Raw genomic sequence first — 16,110 nt, forward strand, 5'->3', positions numbered from 1 at the left:
AGTCCATGTTCAGCAGGTGGGGTCAGTGGCTGAATCCTACCCCAAGTCTGCGCATATGACTTCTGCTCATAACGGCCAGTTATGAAGCTACGGTTGGCTCGGGTTCGCGAGTCAGGGTGATACCTGACTGGACCAGGAGAAATTCGTTCTCGCTGACCTTGTTGACGCGATCGCCAATCGCCAGTTTGTAAATCGGCTCCGAGCCAGTGGAACCGTCTGCCGACGGGTTGGATTCCTGGAACTCATGCACGGAATAAACGCGGCCTTCCGCATCTCTTGCATGGAACTGACCGACGAGTACTGCTGCCATCTGCTTAGAACCTCTGGAGATAAAACGCTTGATTTGCGGCTTGGTAGACCGCCATCAAGGCCTGTAAGTTTTCCTACAGGAAAAAAATAATCAGCACCCGGGAATTTGCCAACGTGTGCTGGTGGAATCGTCACCGAATCATCTATAACTACTGGCTCCTCCCACGGACCATCGAGAGTCTTCCATGAGCAATGTCTACAACGTCGCTGTAGTGGTCGGTAGCCTGCGCAAAGCATCGATCAACCGCAAGGTCGCCCTGGCACTGGCAGAGCTGGCCCCGGCCAACCTCAAGCTTGAGATTGTCGAAATTGGCGATCTGCCACTTTATAACGAAGACATCGACGGTGATTCACCGCCGGCAGCCTACAGCACTTTCAGGCAAAAAGTGGCGTCATCCGACGCGGTGCTGTTTGTTACGCCCGAGTACAACCGTTCGGTACCGGCGCCACTGAAGAATGCCATCGACGTCGGTTCGCGGCCTTATGGCAAGGCTGTCTGGAGTGGCAAACCGGGGGCAGTGATCAGTGTATCGCCCGGTGCCATTGGTGGTTTCGGCGCGAATCAGCATCTGCGCCAGTCGTTCGTGTTTCTCAATGTGCCGTGCATGCAGCAGCCTGAAGCGTATCTGGGCGGGGCGGGTTCGGCGTTTGATGAGGCGGGCAAGTTGAGTGAAACGGTGAAACCTTTTCTGCAGAGTTTTATCAATGCCTACGGACAATTCGTAGAACAACACAAAAAGTAACCTGTACACGGAAAAATGTAGGAGTGAGCCTGCTCGCGATAGCGGTGTGTCAGTCGACCAATTGGTAACTGACAGTCCGCTATCGCGAGCAGGCTCACTCCTACAGGTTTTGTGTTGGCTTCATAACCCCATTTCAATTTAAGGCTGTTGCGGATGCTCGCTGCGTCACTGATTTTCCTGCTGACCATTACCCTTGTCATCTGGCAACCCAAAGGCCTCGGCGTCGGCTGGAGTGCCACGCTTGGCGCCGTTTTGGCGTTGATCTTCGGCGTCGTTCATCTCAGCGATATCCCGCTGGTGTGGCAGATCATCTGGAACGCCACCGGCACTTTCGTCGCGTTGATCATCATCAGTCTGTTGCTCGATGAAGCCGGATTTTTCAACTGGGCGGCGCTACATGTGGCGCGCTGGGGACGCGGCAGTGGACGCAAGCTGTTTGCTTTCATGGTGCTGCTCGGCGCGCTGGTGTCGGCGTTGTTCGCCAATGACGGTGCGGCACTGATCCTCACACCGATCGTGATTTCGATGTTACTGGCGCTGCGCTTTTCCCCGGCGGCAACCTTGGCCTTCGTGATGGGCGCGGGATTTATCGCAGATACCGCGAGCCTGCCGCTGGTGGTGTCGAACCTGGTCAACATCGTCTCGGCGGACTTCTTTCACATCGGCTTCAACCGCTATGCAGCGGTGATGGTGCCGGTGAACTTCGTCAGCGTGGCGGCGACGCTGGGCATGTTGCTGTGGTTTTTCCGCCGCGACATTCCGACGGCGTACAACCCTGAGCAACTCGAACATCCGGAAACCGCGATCCACGATAAAGCCACGTTCTATGCCGGTTGGGCGGTGCTGGTGATTCTGCTGATCGGTTGCTTTGCGCTGGAGCCGCTGGGCATTCCGATCAGTGCGATTTCCGCCGTGTGCGCCGCGCTGTTGCTGGGCATCGCCGCCCGCGGGCACAAGATTTCCACGCGCAAGGTGATGAAAGAAGCGCCGTGGAAGATCGTGGTTTTCTCGCTGGGCATGTACCTGGTGGTGTATGGCCTGCGCAATGCCGGGCTGACCGGGTATCTGGCCGGTTGGCTGGATGTCTTCGCCGATCATGGTGTTTGGGGCGCGGCCATGGGCACCGGGGTGCTGACGGCTTTGCTGTCGTCGATCATGAATAACCTGCCGACGGTGTTGATTGGCTTGTTGTCGATCGATGCCAGTCAGGCGAGCGGGGTGGTCAAGGAAGCGATGATTTATGCCAATGTGATTGGCAGCGATCTGGGGCCAAAGATTACCCCGATTGGCAGTCTGGCGACGTTGTTGTGGCTGCATGTGCTGGAGCGCAAGGGCATTCACATTGGCTGGGGGTATTACTTCCGGGTCGGGATTGTGTTGACGGTGCCGGTGTTGTTGGTGACGTTGGCGGCTTTGGCTGTGCGGCTTTCGCTTTAGACCGAGGTGACCCTATCGCGAGCAGGCTCACTCCTACAGGGGAACGCATTCCAATGTAGGAGTGAGCTGCTCGCGATAGGGCCGGTACAAACGCCACAAAAACTTCAGGCCTGGCCGGGGACATTCGGCCAAAGATCCGAGACCAGAAACAACCGCTCAGCCTCTTCCCATTCCCCTTGCGCATTCTCGATCAGGCGCACCATCAGTTGTGCCGGTGCCAGCGGTTCCAGATCCTCCAGCCACATTCGTAAATGCTCCAAAGTCCAGGTCTGATCCGCCGGGTAGTGCGCCGGCGCCAGCCAGGCATGGCGGGGCAGGGGTTGCCAGCGTCCGGCCGGACGTTGCGCGACAAACGCCGGCCAATCCTTCTGATGCAACCAGCTACCGCGCAGATGCTGCGGATGCGCACCGTTCGGTGATTCAGCCTGCCCGGGCCACGGGTACAGCAAATAACCGCCCAGCCACAGTTGCGCACTGAACACCTCGATATCCAGCGCCGCCAGCACTTCGCGACTTTCCGGACGCGCCGAGATCGGCAACTGATGCTCGGCCAGATGCGCCAGTTTACGATCGAGCCGATCATGACAGCCCGGCCCCAGCCACTGCGCCGCATTACGACCGTCGCCATTCTGCGGGCCGAGATAAAGCTTGATCGCCAGCTCCAGGTGATGCACGCCATCGCGGTCACGCAGCAGCATGTCCAGTTCGCCGAGGGTGTGGCCCTCGCGGCGGATCGGCAGGTTGGCGGCGATCAGCTCGATGCCCGGCGCATGCTCCACGGCAAACTGCCACAGACGCTCGTAATACAGGCCCAGCCGCCGTGTGCGCGCCTGCGACAACCAATGCAGCAAGCCATAACTGTCGCGGTCGAGCTGGCGCAGCCAGTGTTCCAGTCGCTCTGGATCGTGCACCCAATCGCTGCCCGCCAGCGGATGGCGCTGCGGCCACGGCGTAGTAGCAAGCATCGGCGGGGCGAGGATCACCCACGCCAGATCACGCACTTCCGGGTGGCGTAATTGGTGGGGCAACTGCAGCAAGTCGGGAAATAGGATCATCTTGCGAGCATAGCCTTAAACACGAGCACACCCTTGAGGCTGAAAGGATTTTGTCTAACCGGCGCTTTCGCCCATAATCGGGTTTTTCGCGTTTTCGATTGTCCGCAGAGGTCCCATGGAGCAATTTCGTAATATCGGCATCATCGGTCGCCTGGGCAGTTCCCAGGTGCTGGATACCGTCCGCCGACTGAAACGGTTTCTGCTCGATCGTCACCTGCATGTGATCCTCGAAGACACCATCGCCGAGGTCCTGCCGGGCCACGGCCTGCAGACTTCCTCGCGCAAGATGCTTGGCGAAGTCTGTGACATGGTCATCGTCGTCGGCGGTGACGGCAGCCTGCTCGGCGCCGCGCGAGCGCTGGCCAAACACAATATTCCGGTGCTGGGGATCAACCGTGGCAGCCTCGGTTTCCTCACTGACATCCGCCCGGACGAGCTGGAAGTCGAAGTCGCCAAAGTGCTCGACGGCCACTATCTGGTGGAAAACCGCTTCCTGCTGCAAGCCGAAGTGCGCCGCCATGCCGAGGCCATCGGTCAGGGCGATGCGCTCAACGACGTGGTGCTGCACCCGGGCAAATCGACGCGGATGATCGAGTTCGAGCTGTACATCGACGGCCAGTTCGTCTGCAGCCAGAAGGCCGACGGCCTGATCGTCGCCACACCGACCGGCTCCACCGCGTACGCGTTGTCTGCCGGCGGGCCGATCATGCATCCCAAGCTCGATGCCATTGTGATCGTGCCGATGTACCCCCATATGTTGTCGAGCCGGCCAATTGTGGTCGATGGCAACAGTGAGCTGAAAATCGTCGTGTCGAAAAACATGCAGATTTACCCGCAAGTCTCCTGTGACGGGCAGAACCATTTCACCTGCGCACCGGGCGACACCATCACCGTCAGCAAAAAAGCGCAGAAGCTGCGGCTGATCCACCCGCTCGACCACAACTACTACGAAGTCTGCCGCACCAAGCTCGGCTGGGGCAGCAAGCTGGGCGGTGGAGGCGACTGATGCTCGATCCCGCGCGCAGTTATGACCTGATTGGTGACGTGCACGGATGCGCCCTGACCCTCGAACACTTGCTGGACCGTCTCGGTTATCACAAGCAGGGCGGGGTCTGGCGGCATCCATCGCGCATGGCCGTGTTCGTCGGCGACATCATCGACCGTGGCCCGCGCATTCGCGAGGCGCTGCACATCGTCCACGACATGGTCGAGGCCGGTCAGGCCTTGTGCATCATGGGCAACCACGAGTTCAACGCACTGGGCTGGAGCACCCCGGCGCTACCGGGCAGCGGCAAGCAGTTCGTCCGCGAACACACGCCGCGCCACGCACGTCTGCTGCACGAAACCCTGACCCAGTTCGAAGACCATCCCGGCGACTGGCACGATTTCCAGCGCTGGTTCTATGAGCTGCCGTTGTTTGTCGACGCCGGGCGTTTCCGCGTCGTCCACGCCTGCTGGGATGTCGGACTGATCGAACCGTTGCGCGCGCTGTTCCCCAACGGTTGCATCGATGAACACTTCCTGCAGGCCTCGGCGGTGCCGGACAGTTTTGCTTGCACCGTGTTCGACCGTCTGTTGCGCGGCACCGATATGCGCCTGCCGGATGGTCTGACCATGACCAGCGGCGATGGTCTGGTGCGTTCGTTCTTCCGCACCAAGTTCTGGGAAGACGATCCGAAGACCTACGGCGATATCGTTTTCCAGCCGGATGCACTGCCGGATCCGGTGGCGCAGAAGCCGCTGACCTCCAGCGAAAAAAACAACCTGCTGCGCTATGGCGTTGACGAGCCATTGCTGTTTGTCGGCCATTACTGGCGCAGCGGCAAACCGGCGCCGATCCGCCCGAATCTCGCGTGTCTGGATTACAGCGCGGTGCTCTACGGCAAACTGGTCGCCTATCGTCTGGATCAGGAAACCCGTCTGGATCCGCATAAATTTGTCTGGGTCGATGTCGAGCGGCCGGAGGTGCTGCAATGAGTGCGGTCGCGGTATTGCGTCTGCCGTTGGCGGTGGACTTGAGTGGTTTCGTCAAACTGCTGCAACGCATGCAGGTGCCGCATCGCGTCAGCGAGGAGGCCGGCGAACAAGTGTTGTGGGCGCCGGCGGAAATCAGTGACGACGTGCGCTCGCTGTACGAGCGCTTCCCGGCGGGCGATCCCGATCAGCAAATGGACATCCCCGTCGCGCCGACCTTCAAGCGGCCGAGCTTCGCCGAGCAACTGAAATACGCCAAGGCCACCGGGTTCATCCTGTTGCTGTGCCTGATTGTCGGCGGGCTGACCTACCTCGGTGAGAACCTGCAAACGCTGCGCTGGCTGACCTTCCTCGATTTTCAGGTAGTTGGCGAGTACATCCATTTCACGCCGTTGGCCGACAGTCTGGCGGCGGGGCAGTGGTGGCGACTGGTCACGCCGATGCTGATCCACTTCGGCATCCTCCACCTGGCCATGAACGGCATGTGGTACTGGGAGCTGGGCCGGCGTATCGAGTCGCGTCAGGGCAGCATCAACCTGATCGGCCTGACGCTGCTGTTCAGCCTCGTTTCCAACTACGCACAGTTTGTCTGGAGCGGTGCGACCTTGTTTGGCGGTCTGTCCGGCGTACTTTACGGTTTGCTCGGGCATTGCTGGATTTTCCAGCTGCTGGCGCCGAACCCGGCCTATCGCCTGCCGCGCGGCGTGCTGGTGATGATGCTGGTATGGTTGCTGGTGTGCATGTCCGGGCTGATCTCGATGATCGGTTTCGGCGAAATCGCCAACGCCGCCCATGTCGGCGGGTTACTCATCGGATGCTTCACCGGTTTGTTGGGTGGTTTGTATAACCGCCGTAAACTGGCCGTCTGAAATTTTTCTGTAGATTAAGAGCACGGAGACCCTGATGTCCTCTTTTAACGACATGATCAACAACATTACCCCGGAGATCTACGAGAGTCTGAAACTGGCCGTGGAAATCGGCAAATGGTCGGACGGTGGCAAGCTCACCGCCGAACAGCGCGAACTGTCGCTGCAGGCGATGATCGCCTGGGAAATCCAGAACCTGCCTGAAGACCAGCGCACCGGTTACATGGGCCCGCAGGAATGTGCATCGAAGTCGATCGAAGTGCCGAACATCCTGTTCAAGTCGGATGCTATCCATTGATCGAGATTGGCCGCGGTGCAATCAGCAAAATGTCGGCGCGCCTGGACGGGCCGAACGTGCAATACGCGTTTCGTCTGGATGACGTCGAGGTGCCGGTCAACCCGTTGATCGGCACCACGGTGCGTCTGGAGTACCTGGGGGCGATCCACTGCACCCATTGCGGGCGCAAGACCAAAACCAGTTTCAGTCAGGGTTACTGCTATCCGTGCATGACCAAACTGGCGCAGTGCGACCTGTGCATCATGAGCCCGGAGCGCTGCCACTATGACGCCGGCACCTGTCGCGATCCTGCGTGGGGCGAGCAGTTCTGCATGACCGATCATGTGGTTTACCTGTCCAACTCGTCTGGCATCAAGGTTGGCATCACCCGTGCAACGCAACTGCCGACCCGCTGGATCGATCAGGGCGCGTGTCAGGCCTTGCCGATCATGCGCGTGTCGACGCGGCAGCAGTCGGGCTTCGTTGAAGATTTGTTCCGCAGCCAAGTGGCCGACAAAACCAACTGGCGTGCATTGCTCAAGGGCGATGCGGTGGCGGTGGATCTGGCGCAGGTGCGTGACCAGTTATTTGAAAGCTGCGCCGAAGGCCTGCAAGGTTTGCAGGAGCGATTCGGCCTACAGGCAATTCAGACCATTGCCGATGTCGAACCGCTGGAAATCCGCTATCCGGTCGAGCAATACCCGGCCAAAATCGTCAGCTTCAACCTGGACAAGAACCCGATTGCCGAAGGCACGTTGTTGGGCATCAAAGGCCAGTACCTGATCTTCGATACCGGCGTGATCAATATTCGCAAGTACACGGCTTATCAGCTCGCCGTGCATCAATAAGGACTCCAGCATGCGCACCGAACAACCGAAGATGATTTACCTGAAGGACTATCAGGCGCCCGAGTACCTGATCGACGAAACACACCTGACCTTCGAGTTGTTCGAGGATCACAGCCTGGTGCACGCGCAGTTGGTGATGCGCCGCAACCCGGCGCGTGGCCCGGGCCTGCCGCCGCTGGTGCTCGATGGCCAGCAGCTGGAATTGCTCTCGGTGACACTGGCCGATCAAGAACTGTCTGACGGCGATTACCAGGTCACCGAAAACCATCTGACTCTGCAGCCGACCAGCGAAACCTTCACCGTCGACACCAGCGTCAAGATCCACCCGGAAACCAATACCGCACTGGAAGGCCTGTACAAATCCGGCACGATGTTCTGCACCCAGTGCGAGGCCGAAGGTTTTCGCAAGATCACCTATTACCTCGACCGCCCGGACGTGATGAGCAAGTTCACCACCACCGTGGTCGCCGAGCAGCACAGCTATCCGGTATTGCTCTCCAACGGTAACCCGATTGCCTCGGGCCCGGGCGAAGACGGCCGGCACTGGGCAACCTGGGAAGACCCGTTCATGAAACCGGCGTACCTGTTTGCGCTGGTGGCCGGTGACTTGTGGTGCGTCGAAGACACCTTCACCACCATGACCGAGCGCAACGTTGCGCTGCGCATTTACGTCGAGCCGGAAAACATCGACAAGTGCCAGCACGCGATGAACAGCCTGAAGAAGTCGATGCGCTGGGACGAAGAGGTTTACGGTCGCGAGTACGATCTGGATATCTTCATGATCGTCGCCGTGAATGACTTCAACATGGGCGCGATGGAGAACAAGGGCCTCAACATCTTCAACTCCAGCGCCGTACTGGCCCGCGCCGAAACCGCGACCGACGCCGCGCATCAGCGCGTTGAAGCGATTGTCGCTCACGAATACTTCCACAACTGGTCGGGCAACCGCGTGACCTGCCGCGACTGGTTCCAGCTGTCGCTGAAGGAAGGTTTCACCGTGTTCCGTGATTCCGGCTTCTCCGCCGACATGAATTCGGCTACGGTCAAGCGCATTCAGGACGTGGCTTATCTGCGCACCCACCAGTTCGCCGAAGATGCCGGCCCGATGGCTCACGCCGTGCGCCCGGACAGCTTCATCGAGATTTCCAACTTCTACACCCTGACCGTGTACGAGAAGGGTTCGGAAGTGGTTGGCATGATCCACACCTTGCTCGGCGCCGAAGGCTTCCGAAAGGGCAGCGATCTGTACTTCGAGCGCCACGATGGTCAGGCAGTCACCTGCGACGATTTCATCAAGGCCATGGAAGATGCCAACGGCGTCGACCTGAGCCAGTTCAAGCGCTGGTACAGCCAGGCCGGCACACCGCGTCTGGCGGTGAGCGAGTCTTACGACGCCGCTGCGAAAACCTACAGCCTGACCTTCCGCCAGAGCTGCCCGGAAACCCCGGATAAAGTTGAAAAGCTGCCGTTCGTGATTCCAGTCGAACTCGGCCTGCTCGACAGCAAGGGCAACGAGGTTGCCTTGCGTCTGAGCGGTGAAGCGTCGGCGCAAGGCACCACTCGGGTGATCTCGGTGACCGAGGCCGAGCAGACCTTCACTTTCGTTGACATCGCTGAACAGCCGCTGCCATCGCTGCTGCGCGGCTTCTCGGCGCCTGTGAAACTGAGCTTCCCGTACAACCGCGATCAACTGATGTTCCTGATGCAGCACGACAGCGACGGCTTCAACCGCTGGGATGCCGGTCAGCAACTGTCGGTACAGGTGCTGCAAGAGCTGATTGGTCAGCAGCAGAAGGGCGAGAGCCTCAAGCTTGATCCGCGTCTGGTCTCGGCGTTGCGCACGGTGCTGTCGGACGAATCGCTGGATCAAGCGATGGTCGCCGAGATGCTGTCGTTGCCGGGTGAGGCGTACCTCACTGAAATCAGCGAAGTGGCGGATGTCGATGCGATCCATATCGCCCGTGAGTTCGCTCGTCAGCAGTTGGCGGAAGGTCTGTTCGAAGCGCTGTGGCTGCGTTATCAGGCCAACCGTGACCTGTCGAAGAAAACCCCGTATGTGGCCGAAGCCGAGCATTTCGCCCGTCGCGCGCTGCAGAACATTGCTCTGTCGTATCTGATGCTCAGCGGCAAACCGGAAGTACTGGCGGCGGCGCTGGAGCAATTCGAAAGCGCCGACAACATGACCGAGCGCTTGACGGCGCTGGCGGTGTTGGTCAACTCGCCGTTCGAAGAGCAGAAAGCCTTGGCGCTGGCCAGTTTCGCCGAGCAATTCAAGGACAATCCTCTGGTCATGGATCAGTGGTTCAGCGTACAGGCCGGCAGTACTTTGCCAGGCGGTCTGGAGCGCGTGAAAGCGTTGATGCAGCACCCGGCGTTCAACATCAAGAACCCGAACAAGGTGCGTGCACTGGTCGGTGCGTTTGCCGGGCAGAACCTGATCAACTTCCACGCGGCGGACGGTTCCGGTTATCGCTTCCTCGCGGATCTGGTGATCGAGCTGAACGGCTTCAACCCACAGATCGCTTCGCGCCAACTGGCGCCACTGACCCGCTGGCGCAAATATGACGCTGCACGTCAGGCCTTGATGAAGGGCGAGCTGGAGCGGATTCGGGCGTCGGGGCAGTTGTCGAGTGATGTGTATGAAGTGGTGAGCAAAAGCCTGGCTTGATGGTGTATTGGAGTCGGTGTTCCAGCTGTGGACCGGCCCTCACCCTAACCCTCTCCCAGTGGGAGAGGGGACTGACCGAGGTGAATGTTCGATTTACACCGACCTGAAAGTCCGGAGTCGAACTCTGATTCTGAAACAGATCAAAAGCCCCTCACCCTAACCCTCTCCCAGTGGGAGAGGGGACTGACCGAGGTGGATGTTCGAGTTACACCGACCTGAAAGTCCGGAGTCGAGCTCAGATTTTGAACGGCACGAAGATCGGCTCCCTTTCCCCCTCGCCCCCCTGGGGGAGAGGGCTGGGGTGAGGGGGTAAGATGTAAGCCTCACCACAAAGCCCAAGCCATATACATAAAAAACGCCGCATTAATAATGCGGCGTTTTTATCTACCGAAAATTACTTCAAATCAAACCGATCCAGATTTGTCACCTTCGTCCACGCCGCAACAAAGTCCTTAACAAACTGCTCCTTCGCATCCGAACTTGCATACACCTCGGCCAACGCCCTTAGCTGCGCATTGGAACCAAACACCAGATCAACCCGCGTCGCCGTCCACTTCACGCTGCCGGTTTTACGGTCGCGCCCCTCGAACTCATCCGCATCCCGTGACGTTGGCTTCCACTCCACCCCCATGTCCAGCAGGTTGGTGAAGAAGTCATTGGTCAGCGCCTCGGTCTGCGAAGTGAACACACCATGCCGGGTCTGCCCGACATTGGTGTTCAACACCCGCAAGCCACCGAGCAACACGGTCATCTCCGGCGCGGTGAGGGTCAGCAGTTGTGCCTTGTCGATCAGCAGCGCCTCGGCCGAAACGGTGTATTTGCCTTTGCTGTAGTTGCGGAAACCATCGGCAATCGGTTCAAGGAAACCGAACGAGTCGACATCGGTTTGCTCTTGCGAAGCATCCGTACGCCCCGGATTGAACGGCACGGAGACGGAGTGCCCGGCGTTTTTCGCTGCTTGCTCAATCCCGGCATTCCCAGCCAACACGATCAGGTCTGCCAGCGAGACTTTCTTGCCCGCGCCGCCGCCATTGAACTCGCTCTGAATGCTCTCAAGGGTTTGCAGCACTTTGGCCAGTTGCTCAGGCTGGTTGGCTTGCCAGAACTTCTGCGGCGCCAGACGCAAACGACCACCGTTGGCGCCGCCACGCTTGTCTGAACCGCGGAACGTCGAGAGTGCCGCCCAGGCGGTGGAGACCAGTTGCGACACCGACAGGCCCGAGGCAAGCACTTTGCTTTTCAGCGCAGCCGCGTCGCTGTCGTCGATCAGTGGGTGCGTGGCATCCGGAATCGGATCCTGCCACAGCAGTTCTTCGTTCGGCAGTTCCGGGCCCAGGTAACGAGACAACGGACCCATGTCGCGGTGGATCAGTTTGTACCAGGCGCGGGCAAAGGCGTCGGCCAGTTGATCCGGGTTGGCGAGGAAGCGCCGCGAGATCTGCTCGTAGGCCGGATCGAAACGCAGCGCCAGGTCGGAGGTGAGCATGGTCGGCGAAAGCTTTTTGCTCGGATCATGGGCGTGGGGAACGGTGCCGGCACCGGCGCCGTTTTTCGGAATCCACTGGTGGGCACCGGCCGGGCTTTTGGTCAATTCCCACTCGAAGCCGAACAAGTTCTCCAGGTAGTTGTTGCTCCACTTCGTCGGCGTGGTGGTCCAGGTTACTTCGAGGCCGCTGGTGATGGTGTCGCCACCCTTGCCGGTTCCGAACGCGTTGCGCCAGCCGAGGCCTTGTTCTTCGAGGCCGGCCGCTTCCGGCTCAGGCCCGACGTTATCGGCAGGGCCGGCGCCGTGGGTTTTCCCGAAGGCGTGACCGCCCGCGATCAACGCCACGGTTTCTTCATCGTTCATGGCCATGCGGCCAAAGGTTTCGCGGATGTCATGGGCCGACGCGACCGGGTCCGGATTGCCTTCCGGACCTTCCGGGTTCACGTAGATCAGGCCCATCTGCACTGCAGCGAGGGGATTTTCCAGATTGCGTTCGCCCTGATCGGTGCGGCTCTCTTCTTTGCCGTGCAGATCCGGCTCGGCGACCAGCGTGCCGTCACCGGGCTCCTGCATGGCTGACTTGTCTTTGCCGTAACGGCTGTCGCCACCGAGCCACTCGTGCTCGGAACCCCAATAGACATCTTCGTCCGGCTCCCATACATCGGGGCGGCCACCGGAGAAGCCGAAGGTTTTGAAGCCCATGGATTCCAGCGCGACGTTACCGGTCAAAACGATCAGGTCGGCCCAGGAAATATTGCGTCCGTATTTCTGTTTGATCGGCCACAGCAGGCGGCGGGCCTTGTCGAGGCTGACGTTGTCCGGCCAGCTGTTCAGCGGCGCAAAACGTTGCTGGCCGGAGCCGGCGCCACCACGGCCATCGGCGGTGCGATAGGTCCCGGCGCTGTGCCAGGCCATGCGGATGAAGAGGGGGCCGTAGTGGCCAAAGTCGGCCGGCCACCAGTCCTGGGAGTCGGTCATCAGCGCATTGAGGTCTTGTTTCAGGGCTTGAAAGTCGAGGCTCTTGAAGGCTTTGGCGTAGTCGAAATCCTTGCCCAGCGGGTCGGACTTGGGCGAATGCTGGCTGAGAATTTTCAGGTTGAGTTGATTCGGCCACCAGTCACGGTTCGTCGTACCACCACCGGCGGCGTGGTTGAACGGGCATTTCGATTCGTTTGCCATGTTCGGGTCCTTATCAGGTCTGCTACGGCCGGCTCGTGCCGACTTCGGACTAGTAAGGCTAGACCCGACTTGGAGAGTCAGCTAATAGGCCGACTATTGGGTGCTGATAGGTAAAGTCTTTCAGAATCCTATGGTCTTAATAACCAGTTTTTTATTCCCTAATACTCAAAAAGACTGTCATTTATGACAGTTGTTGTCGCCTCGGAGTTGGCTTAAGTTGAGGTTGCAAGATTAATTGTATCTTGCTTTAAATTCGAATATTGGAAGGGTGGTGAGTTATGCATACAATTAATGATTTGAGGATTGATGGGGATCTACATGGGGACTTTGAAGCTTTCGTTGATGGAAAAATGTTTTACTCTGACGCTGGCTATTATAAAGAGTGGCCAGGACACTTTTTTATTGGCGGGACAAGTAACGAGAACTTCGTGATTTTTTCGGTCCCAACCTCTTTAGTTGGTGATGGTCCTCATGATGTGGAACTTTACGATTCACCTGGAATGGTAAAATGGGAAGTAGGCATCAATAGTGAAAGAAGCGACGTAAAAGCTGGTTCGACGACCGTTACATTTGCAAATGATCGAAATAATGCGAAAGGAACGTTTGATTTTGTTTTGGAGAACGGTAAGAAAGTTACAGGAGCTTATCTTCTGTTTATGCGCTGAGGTGCTGCGGGGCCTAAAAGCCCCGCTTTTTTTAAGGTGTGGGTTGAATGTATGTGAACGTGGGAGCGTTCTTGATTATTTCATGTAGGGTTTCAGTTTAATCTTTCCCATCTATCAGCTGGACTGTGCAGCGTCATCCTCAGGCATCTCATCCAATATATCATCCTGCCCCGGCAACTCAGTAATCACACTGAAATCCGTCACTTCAACCGCACCCAATCCATACCCCAGCAAATGGAAAGAAAACGCTTTGCGCTCTTGCGGGTTGTCGAAGCTGAAGTTCATTTCCAGTGGCTGCTCGGCAGTTGCGACCATCTCTTGCGGCAGACCGATCTGCACGTCCTGTTCAAACTCCTTGGCCTTGAGCTGAATGTACGCCGCCTGCTGCGGATCGACTGAACGGACGGTCAGTCGCACGCGGGTGTGCGAGCCTTTGGGCATTTCCAGGTACTGCGCGCCGATCAGATTGTCGGCCCAGTCATCCTTGATCTGCGCTTGCAGCGGGATGACGTTGGTGCTGCCGAACTGATAGCGATGATTGAGCGGTGTACGCAGCAGCGACAGATCGAGGGCATTGGCGCGAGCAGCGATCTGCCGGGCCGGGTGGCCGCTGTAGTTGCCTTTATAGGTGGCGCTTTCGGCGATGAAGCCGGCGCTTTCGTAATAGCGGCAGCGACGCGGCATGTCGCACTCGGAGAAGATCCCCTGACCGTTGTGATAACGCAGCTTGCCGTTGGTGAACGACATGATTTCGCGGCCGCTGTCATAGTCGCGAAACAGCGAACGACCGCTTAGCGCGGAAGGCACCGGCAAGTCGAAATAGTCGAGGATCGAGGTGCTCAGATCGACGTGGCCATACACGCCTTTGTTCAGTCGTGGCAGTTGTTCTTGTTCCGGCGCCAGGGTCAGATTGAAGCCCCACGACGAGGCCAGTCGTACGCCATCGATACCGTGGGATTCGTCGGAAGTGATCACCACCAGCGTGTCTTTCAGAACGCCTTGGCGTTCGAGGCCGCTGAGGAACTGCTCCAGCGCATCGTCGAGATAACCGACGGCGGCTTGTTTCGGCGTTTCGTAGCGCTCCAGGTATTCCTCGGGCGCGGAGTAGGGCTGATGGGTGCCGACGGTCAGCAATGTCAGCATCCAAGGCTTTTTCTGCTTTTTCAGTTGGCCGACATAATCCAGCGCGCCTTCGAAAAACGCCTTGTCATCCTTGCCCCACGGGAATTCCAGATAGTTGCTGTTGCTGAACCATTCCAGACCATGAGTCGCATCGAAACCGATGTGCGGCATGATCTTGTCTTTGGCCATGAAGCGCAGCCCGGCACCTTGCAGATAGTGCGTGCTGAAGCCGTGTTCCCGCAGTTGCGCCGGCAGGCAGGCCTGATTGCGCTCGTTGAGGGTGAGCATTTCCACGCCTTTGGGCGTGCCGTTGTTGAGTTTGTCGTAATCGCCGCAGAGCATCGCGTACAGACCGCGAATGGTCTGGTGCGTGTGCAGCACGTAATCCGGAGTGTTCATGCCGCGCTCGGCCCAGCGGCTGAGGTTGGGCATCAGGTCTTCCTGATAATGGCTGCCGATCGCCTCGCGGTTGGCGCGAATGTAGGCACCGGGAATGCCTTCCAGGGCGATGATCAGCACGTTGCGCGCTTGCCCCGGGGCGGCCAGCAGTTTCTGCCCGTTGAGGTCGACGTCGGTGAGCCCGGCCATGGCCGGCGCGGGTTCCTCGATATCACCGTCCAGCCATTCCTCGCCCCGAATCTGCAGATCGGCGACCTCGGTGGCCAGCAACTGGTGCGGCAGGTTGTACTGGCGCCACGGATCCGCTTCGCTCGGCCACAGGTTCTGCGCGCCCCAGTGCGCGGCGAACAACACCAGCGGTGCGCTCCACACCGCGCGGGGCAGGGGCGGACGCGGCATGCCACGGCCGGCAAACCGGGTCAGTAGCCAGAACAGCAGGGCCAATAGCAAAGCGATGCCCAGCGCAGGGTGGGCCAACCCGCCACCGGTGGAGTTCTCGACGAACTGCGGATCGATCAGATAATGAATATCGGAAGGCGTCGGCAGACGACCGACGGCGCTGACCAGTTCAGCGGTCGCCACCGCCAGCAATCCCCAGAACAGCAACACCGGCAGGGCCAGCCACCACGCCCGGCGATGCAGCAACACCACCAACAAGCTGCCAATGGCCAGATCCGACAAATAGCCCAATGGAGCCGACCAGCCGAGGGCCGCACGCAGGCACACCGGCACCACCAGCACGAGAAAGATCAACGAAAAGAGGCGGGCATACGGCTGCCGCAACCGGTTAAAAAGAGCGCTCACAAAAAAAGACCTTCCAGCCATTAAATCGTCATAAAAGTGTGCGCGATGATACCAAGGGTGAGCTGTCTGATCGCCCTTTTAAACGCTCGGGTGATGCGTTGGTGCGCGGGCTTTCGAAGGTGATGGCGCGTCTGCAGCCCTGACCGGCCCTCGGGTCACACGGCAATCGGCGATATTGAGGCTGGTAGATTTATTGTTTCAGGCTGTTTAACCCTTCGAGCCGCCACCGAATTCCAATGTAGGAACTGCGGCACGCTGCGATCTTTTGATCTTGTTAT

General features: G+C 58.9%; 13 protein-coding genes. 9 read left to right on the forward strand and 4 right to left on the reverse strand.

The features are described 5' to 3' along the window. Nucleotides 1–79: 79 nt before the first annotated feature. Nucleotides 80–310 (reverse strand): hypothetical protein, encoded by a 231-nt coding sequence (locus KBP52_RS00265; protein WP_007910567.1) that lies wholly within the window; start codon nucleotides 308–310, stop codon nucleotides 80–82. 184 nt (nucleotides 311–494) lie between these two features. Here KBP52_RS00265 and KBP52_RS00270 point away from each other — a divergent pair, with 184 nt between their 5' ends. Both KBP52_RS00270 and KBP52_RS00275 read left to right on the forward strand, forming a co-directional pair. Beyond that, nucleotides 495–1,052, forward strand: coding sequence for an NAD(P)H-dependent oxidoreductase (locus KBP52_RS00270; protein WP_077572393.1), 558 nt, complete (start codon nucleotides 495–497; stop codon nucleotides 1,050–1,052). Nucleotides 1,053–1,205: 153 nt separating this feature from the next. Then, nucleotides 1,206–2,489: an arsenic transporter gene (locus tag KBP52_RS00275; protein ID WP_212621692.1), complete on the forward strand. Its 1,284-nt coding sequence runs from the start codon at nucleotides 1,206–1,208 to the stop codon at nucleotides 2,487–2,489. Between the two features lie 104 nt (nucleotides 2,490–2,593). Here the strand turns inward: KBP52_RS00275 and KBP52_RS00280 are convergent, their stop codons facing one another. Next, on the reverse strand, nucleotides 2,594–3,544 hold the full coding sequence (locus KBP52_RS00280; RefSeq protein WP_212621693.1) for a DUF1853 family protein: 951 nt from the start codon (nucleotides 3,542–3,544) through the stop codon (nucleotides 2,594–2,596). A 115-nt stretch (nucleotides 3,545–3,659) separates the two neighbouring features. On the opposite strand from KBP52_RS00280, the gene KBP52_RS00285 reads away from it, so the two are divergent. The 6 genes from KBP52_RS00285 to pepN are packed head-to-tail and all read left to right on the forward strand — an operon-like array spanning nucleotide 3,660 to nucleotide 10,177. After that, nucleotides 3,660–4,550 (forward strand): NAD(+) kinase, encoded by an 891-nt coding sequence (locus KBP52_RS00285; RefSeq protein ID WP_003224174.1) that lies wholly within the window; start codon nucleotides 3,660–3,662, stop codon nucleotides 4,548–4,550. Beyond that, nucleotides 4,550–5,521, forward strand: coding sequence for a metallophosphoesterase (locus tag KBP52_RS00290; protein WP_212621694.1), 972 nt, complete (start codon nucleotides 4,550–4,552; stop codon nucleotides 5,519–5,521). Before KBP52_RS00285 ends, KBP52_RS00290 begins: the two co-directional genes overlap by 1 nt. Further along, nucleotides 5,518–6,387 carry a rhomboid family intramembrane serine protease gene (locus KBP52_RS00295; RefSeq protein WP_116029628.1) on the forward strand — a complete coding sequence of 290 codons (870 nt, stop codon included), beginning with the start codon at nucleotides 5,518–5,520 and terminating at the stop codon, nucleotides 6,385–6,387. The genes KBP52_RS00290 and KBP52_RS00295 overlap by 4 nt, the downstream gene beginning before the upstream one ends. 34 nt (nucleotides 6,388–6,421) lie before the next feature. Continuing rightward, nucleotides 6,422–6,682, forward strand: coding sequence for a DUF1315 family protein (locus tag KBP52_RS00300; RefSeq protein WP_212621695.1), 261 nt, complete (start codon nucleotides 6,422–6,424; stop codon nucleotides 6,680–6,682). After that, the gene (locus KBP52_RS00305; protein ID WP_038366003.1) at nucleotides 6,679–7,509 is read left to right on the forward strand and encodes a DUF2797 domain-containing protein; all 831 of its coding nucleotides are present in this window, start codon (nucleotides 6,679–6,681) and stop codon (nucleotides 7,507–7,509) included. Before KBP52_RS00300 ends, KBP52_RS00305 begins: the two co-directional genes overlap by 4 nt. 10 nt (nucleotides 7,510–7,519) lie before the next feature. Then, nucleotides 7,520–10,177 (forward strand): aminopeptidase N, encoded by a 2,658-nt coding sequence (pepN, locus tag KBP52_RS00310; protein ID WP_212621696.1) that lies wholly within the window; start codon nucleotides 7,520–7,522, stop codon nucleotides 10,175–10,177. A 394-nt stretch (nucleotides 10,178–10,571) separates the two neighbouring features. On the opposite strand, the gene katG is transcribed toward pepN, so the two are convergent. Then, nucleotides 10,572–12,842 carry a catalase/peroxidase HPI gene (gene katG, locus KBP52_RS00315; RefSeq protein WP_212621697.1) on the reverse strand — a complete coding sequence of 757 codons (2,271 nt, stop codon included), beginning with the start codon at nucleotides 12,840–12,842 and terminating at the stop codon, nucleotides 10,572–10,574. 278 nt (nucleotides 12,843–13,120) lie between these two features. On the opposite strand from katG, the gene KBP52_RS00320 reads away from it, so the two are divergent. Continuing rightward, complete coding sequence (locus tag KBP52_RS00320) at nucleotides 13,121–13,507, forward strand: hypothetical protein (RefSeq protein WP_077572408.1); 387 nt, start codon at nucleotides 13,121–13,123, stop codon at nucleotides 13,505–13,507. Nucleotides 13,508–13,621: 114 nt separating this feature from the next. Here KBP52_RS00320 and KBP52_RS00325 read toward each other — a convergent pair whose 3' ends face one another. Then, the gene (locus tag KBP52_RS00325; RefSeq protein ID WP_212621698.1) at nucleotides 13,622–15,832 is read right to left on the reverse strand and encodes an LTA synthase family protein; all 2,211 of its coding nucleotides are present in this window, start codon (nucleotides 15,830–15,832) and stop codon (nucleotides 13,622–13,624) included. Nucleotides 15,833–16,110: the final 278 nt, after the last annotated feature.

It is taken from the genome of Pseudomonas sp. SCA2728.1_7 (genome assembly GCF_018138145.1).
Taxonomy (GTDB): Bacteria; Pseudomonadota; Gammaproteobacteria; order Pseudomonadales; family Pseudomonadaceae; genus Aquipseudomonas; species Aquipseudomonas koreensis_A.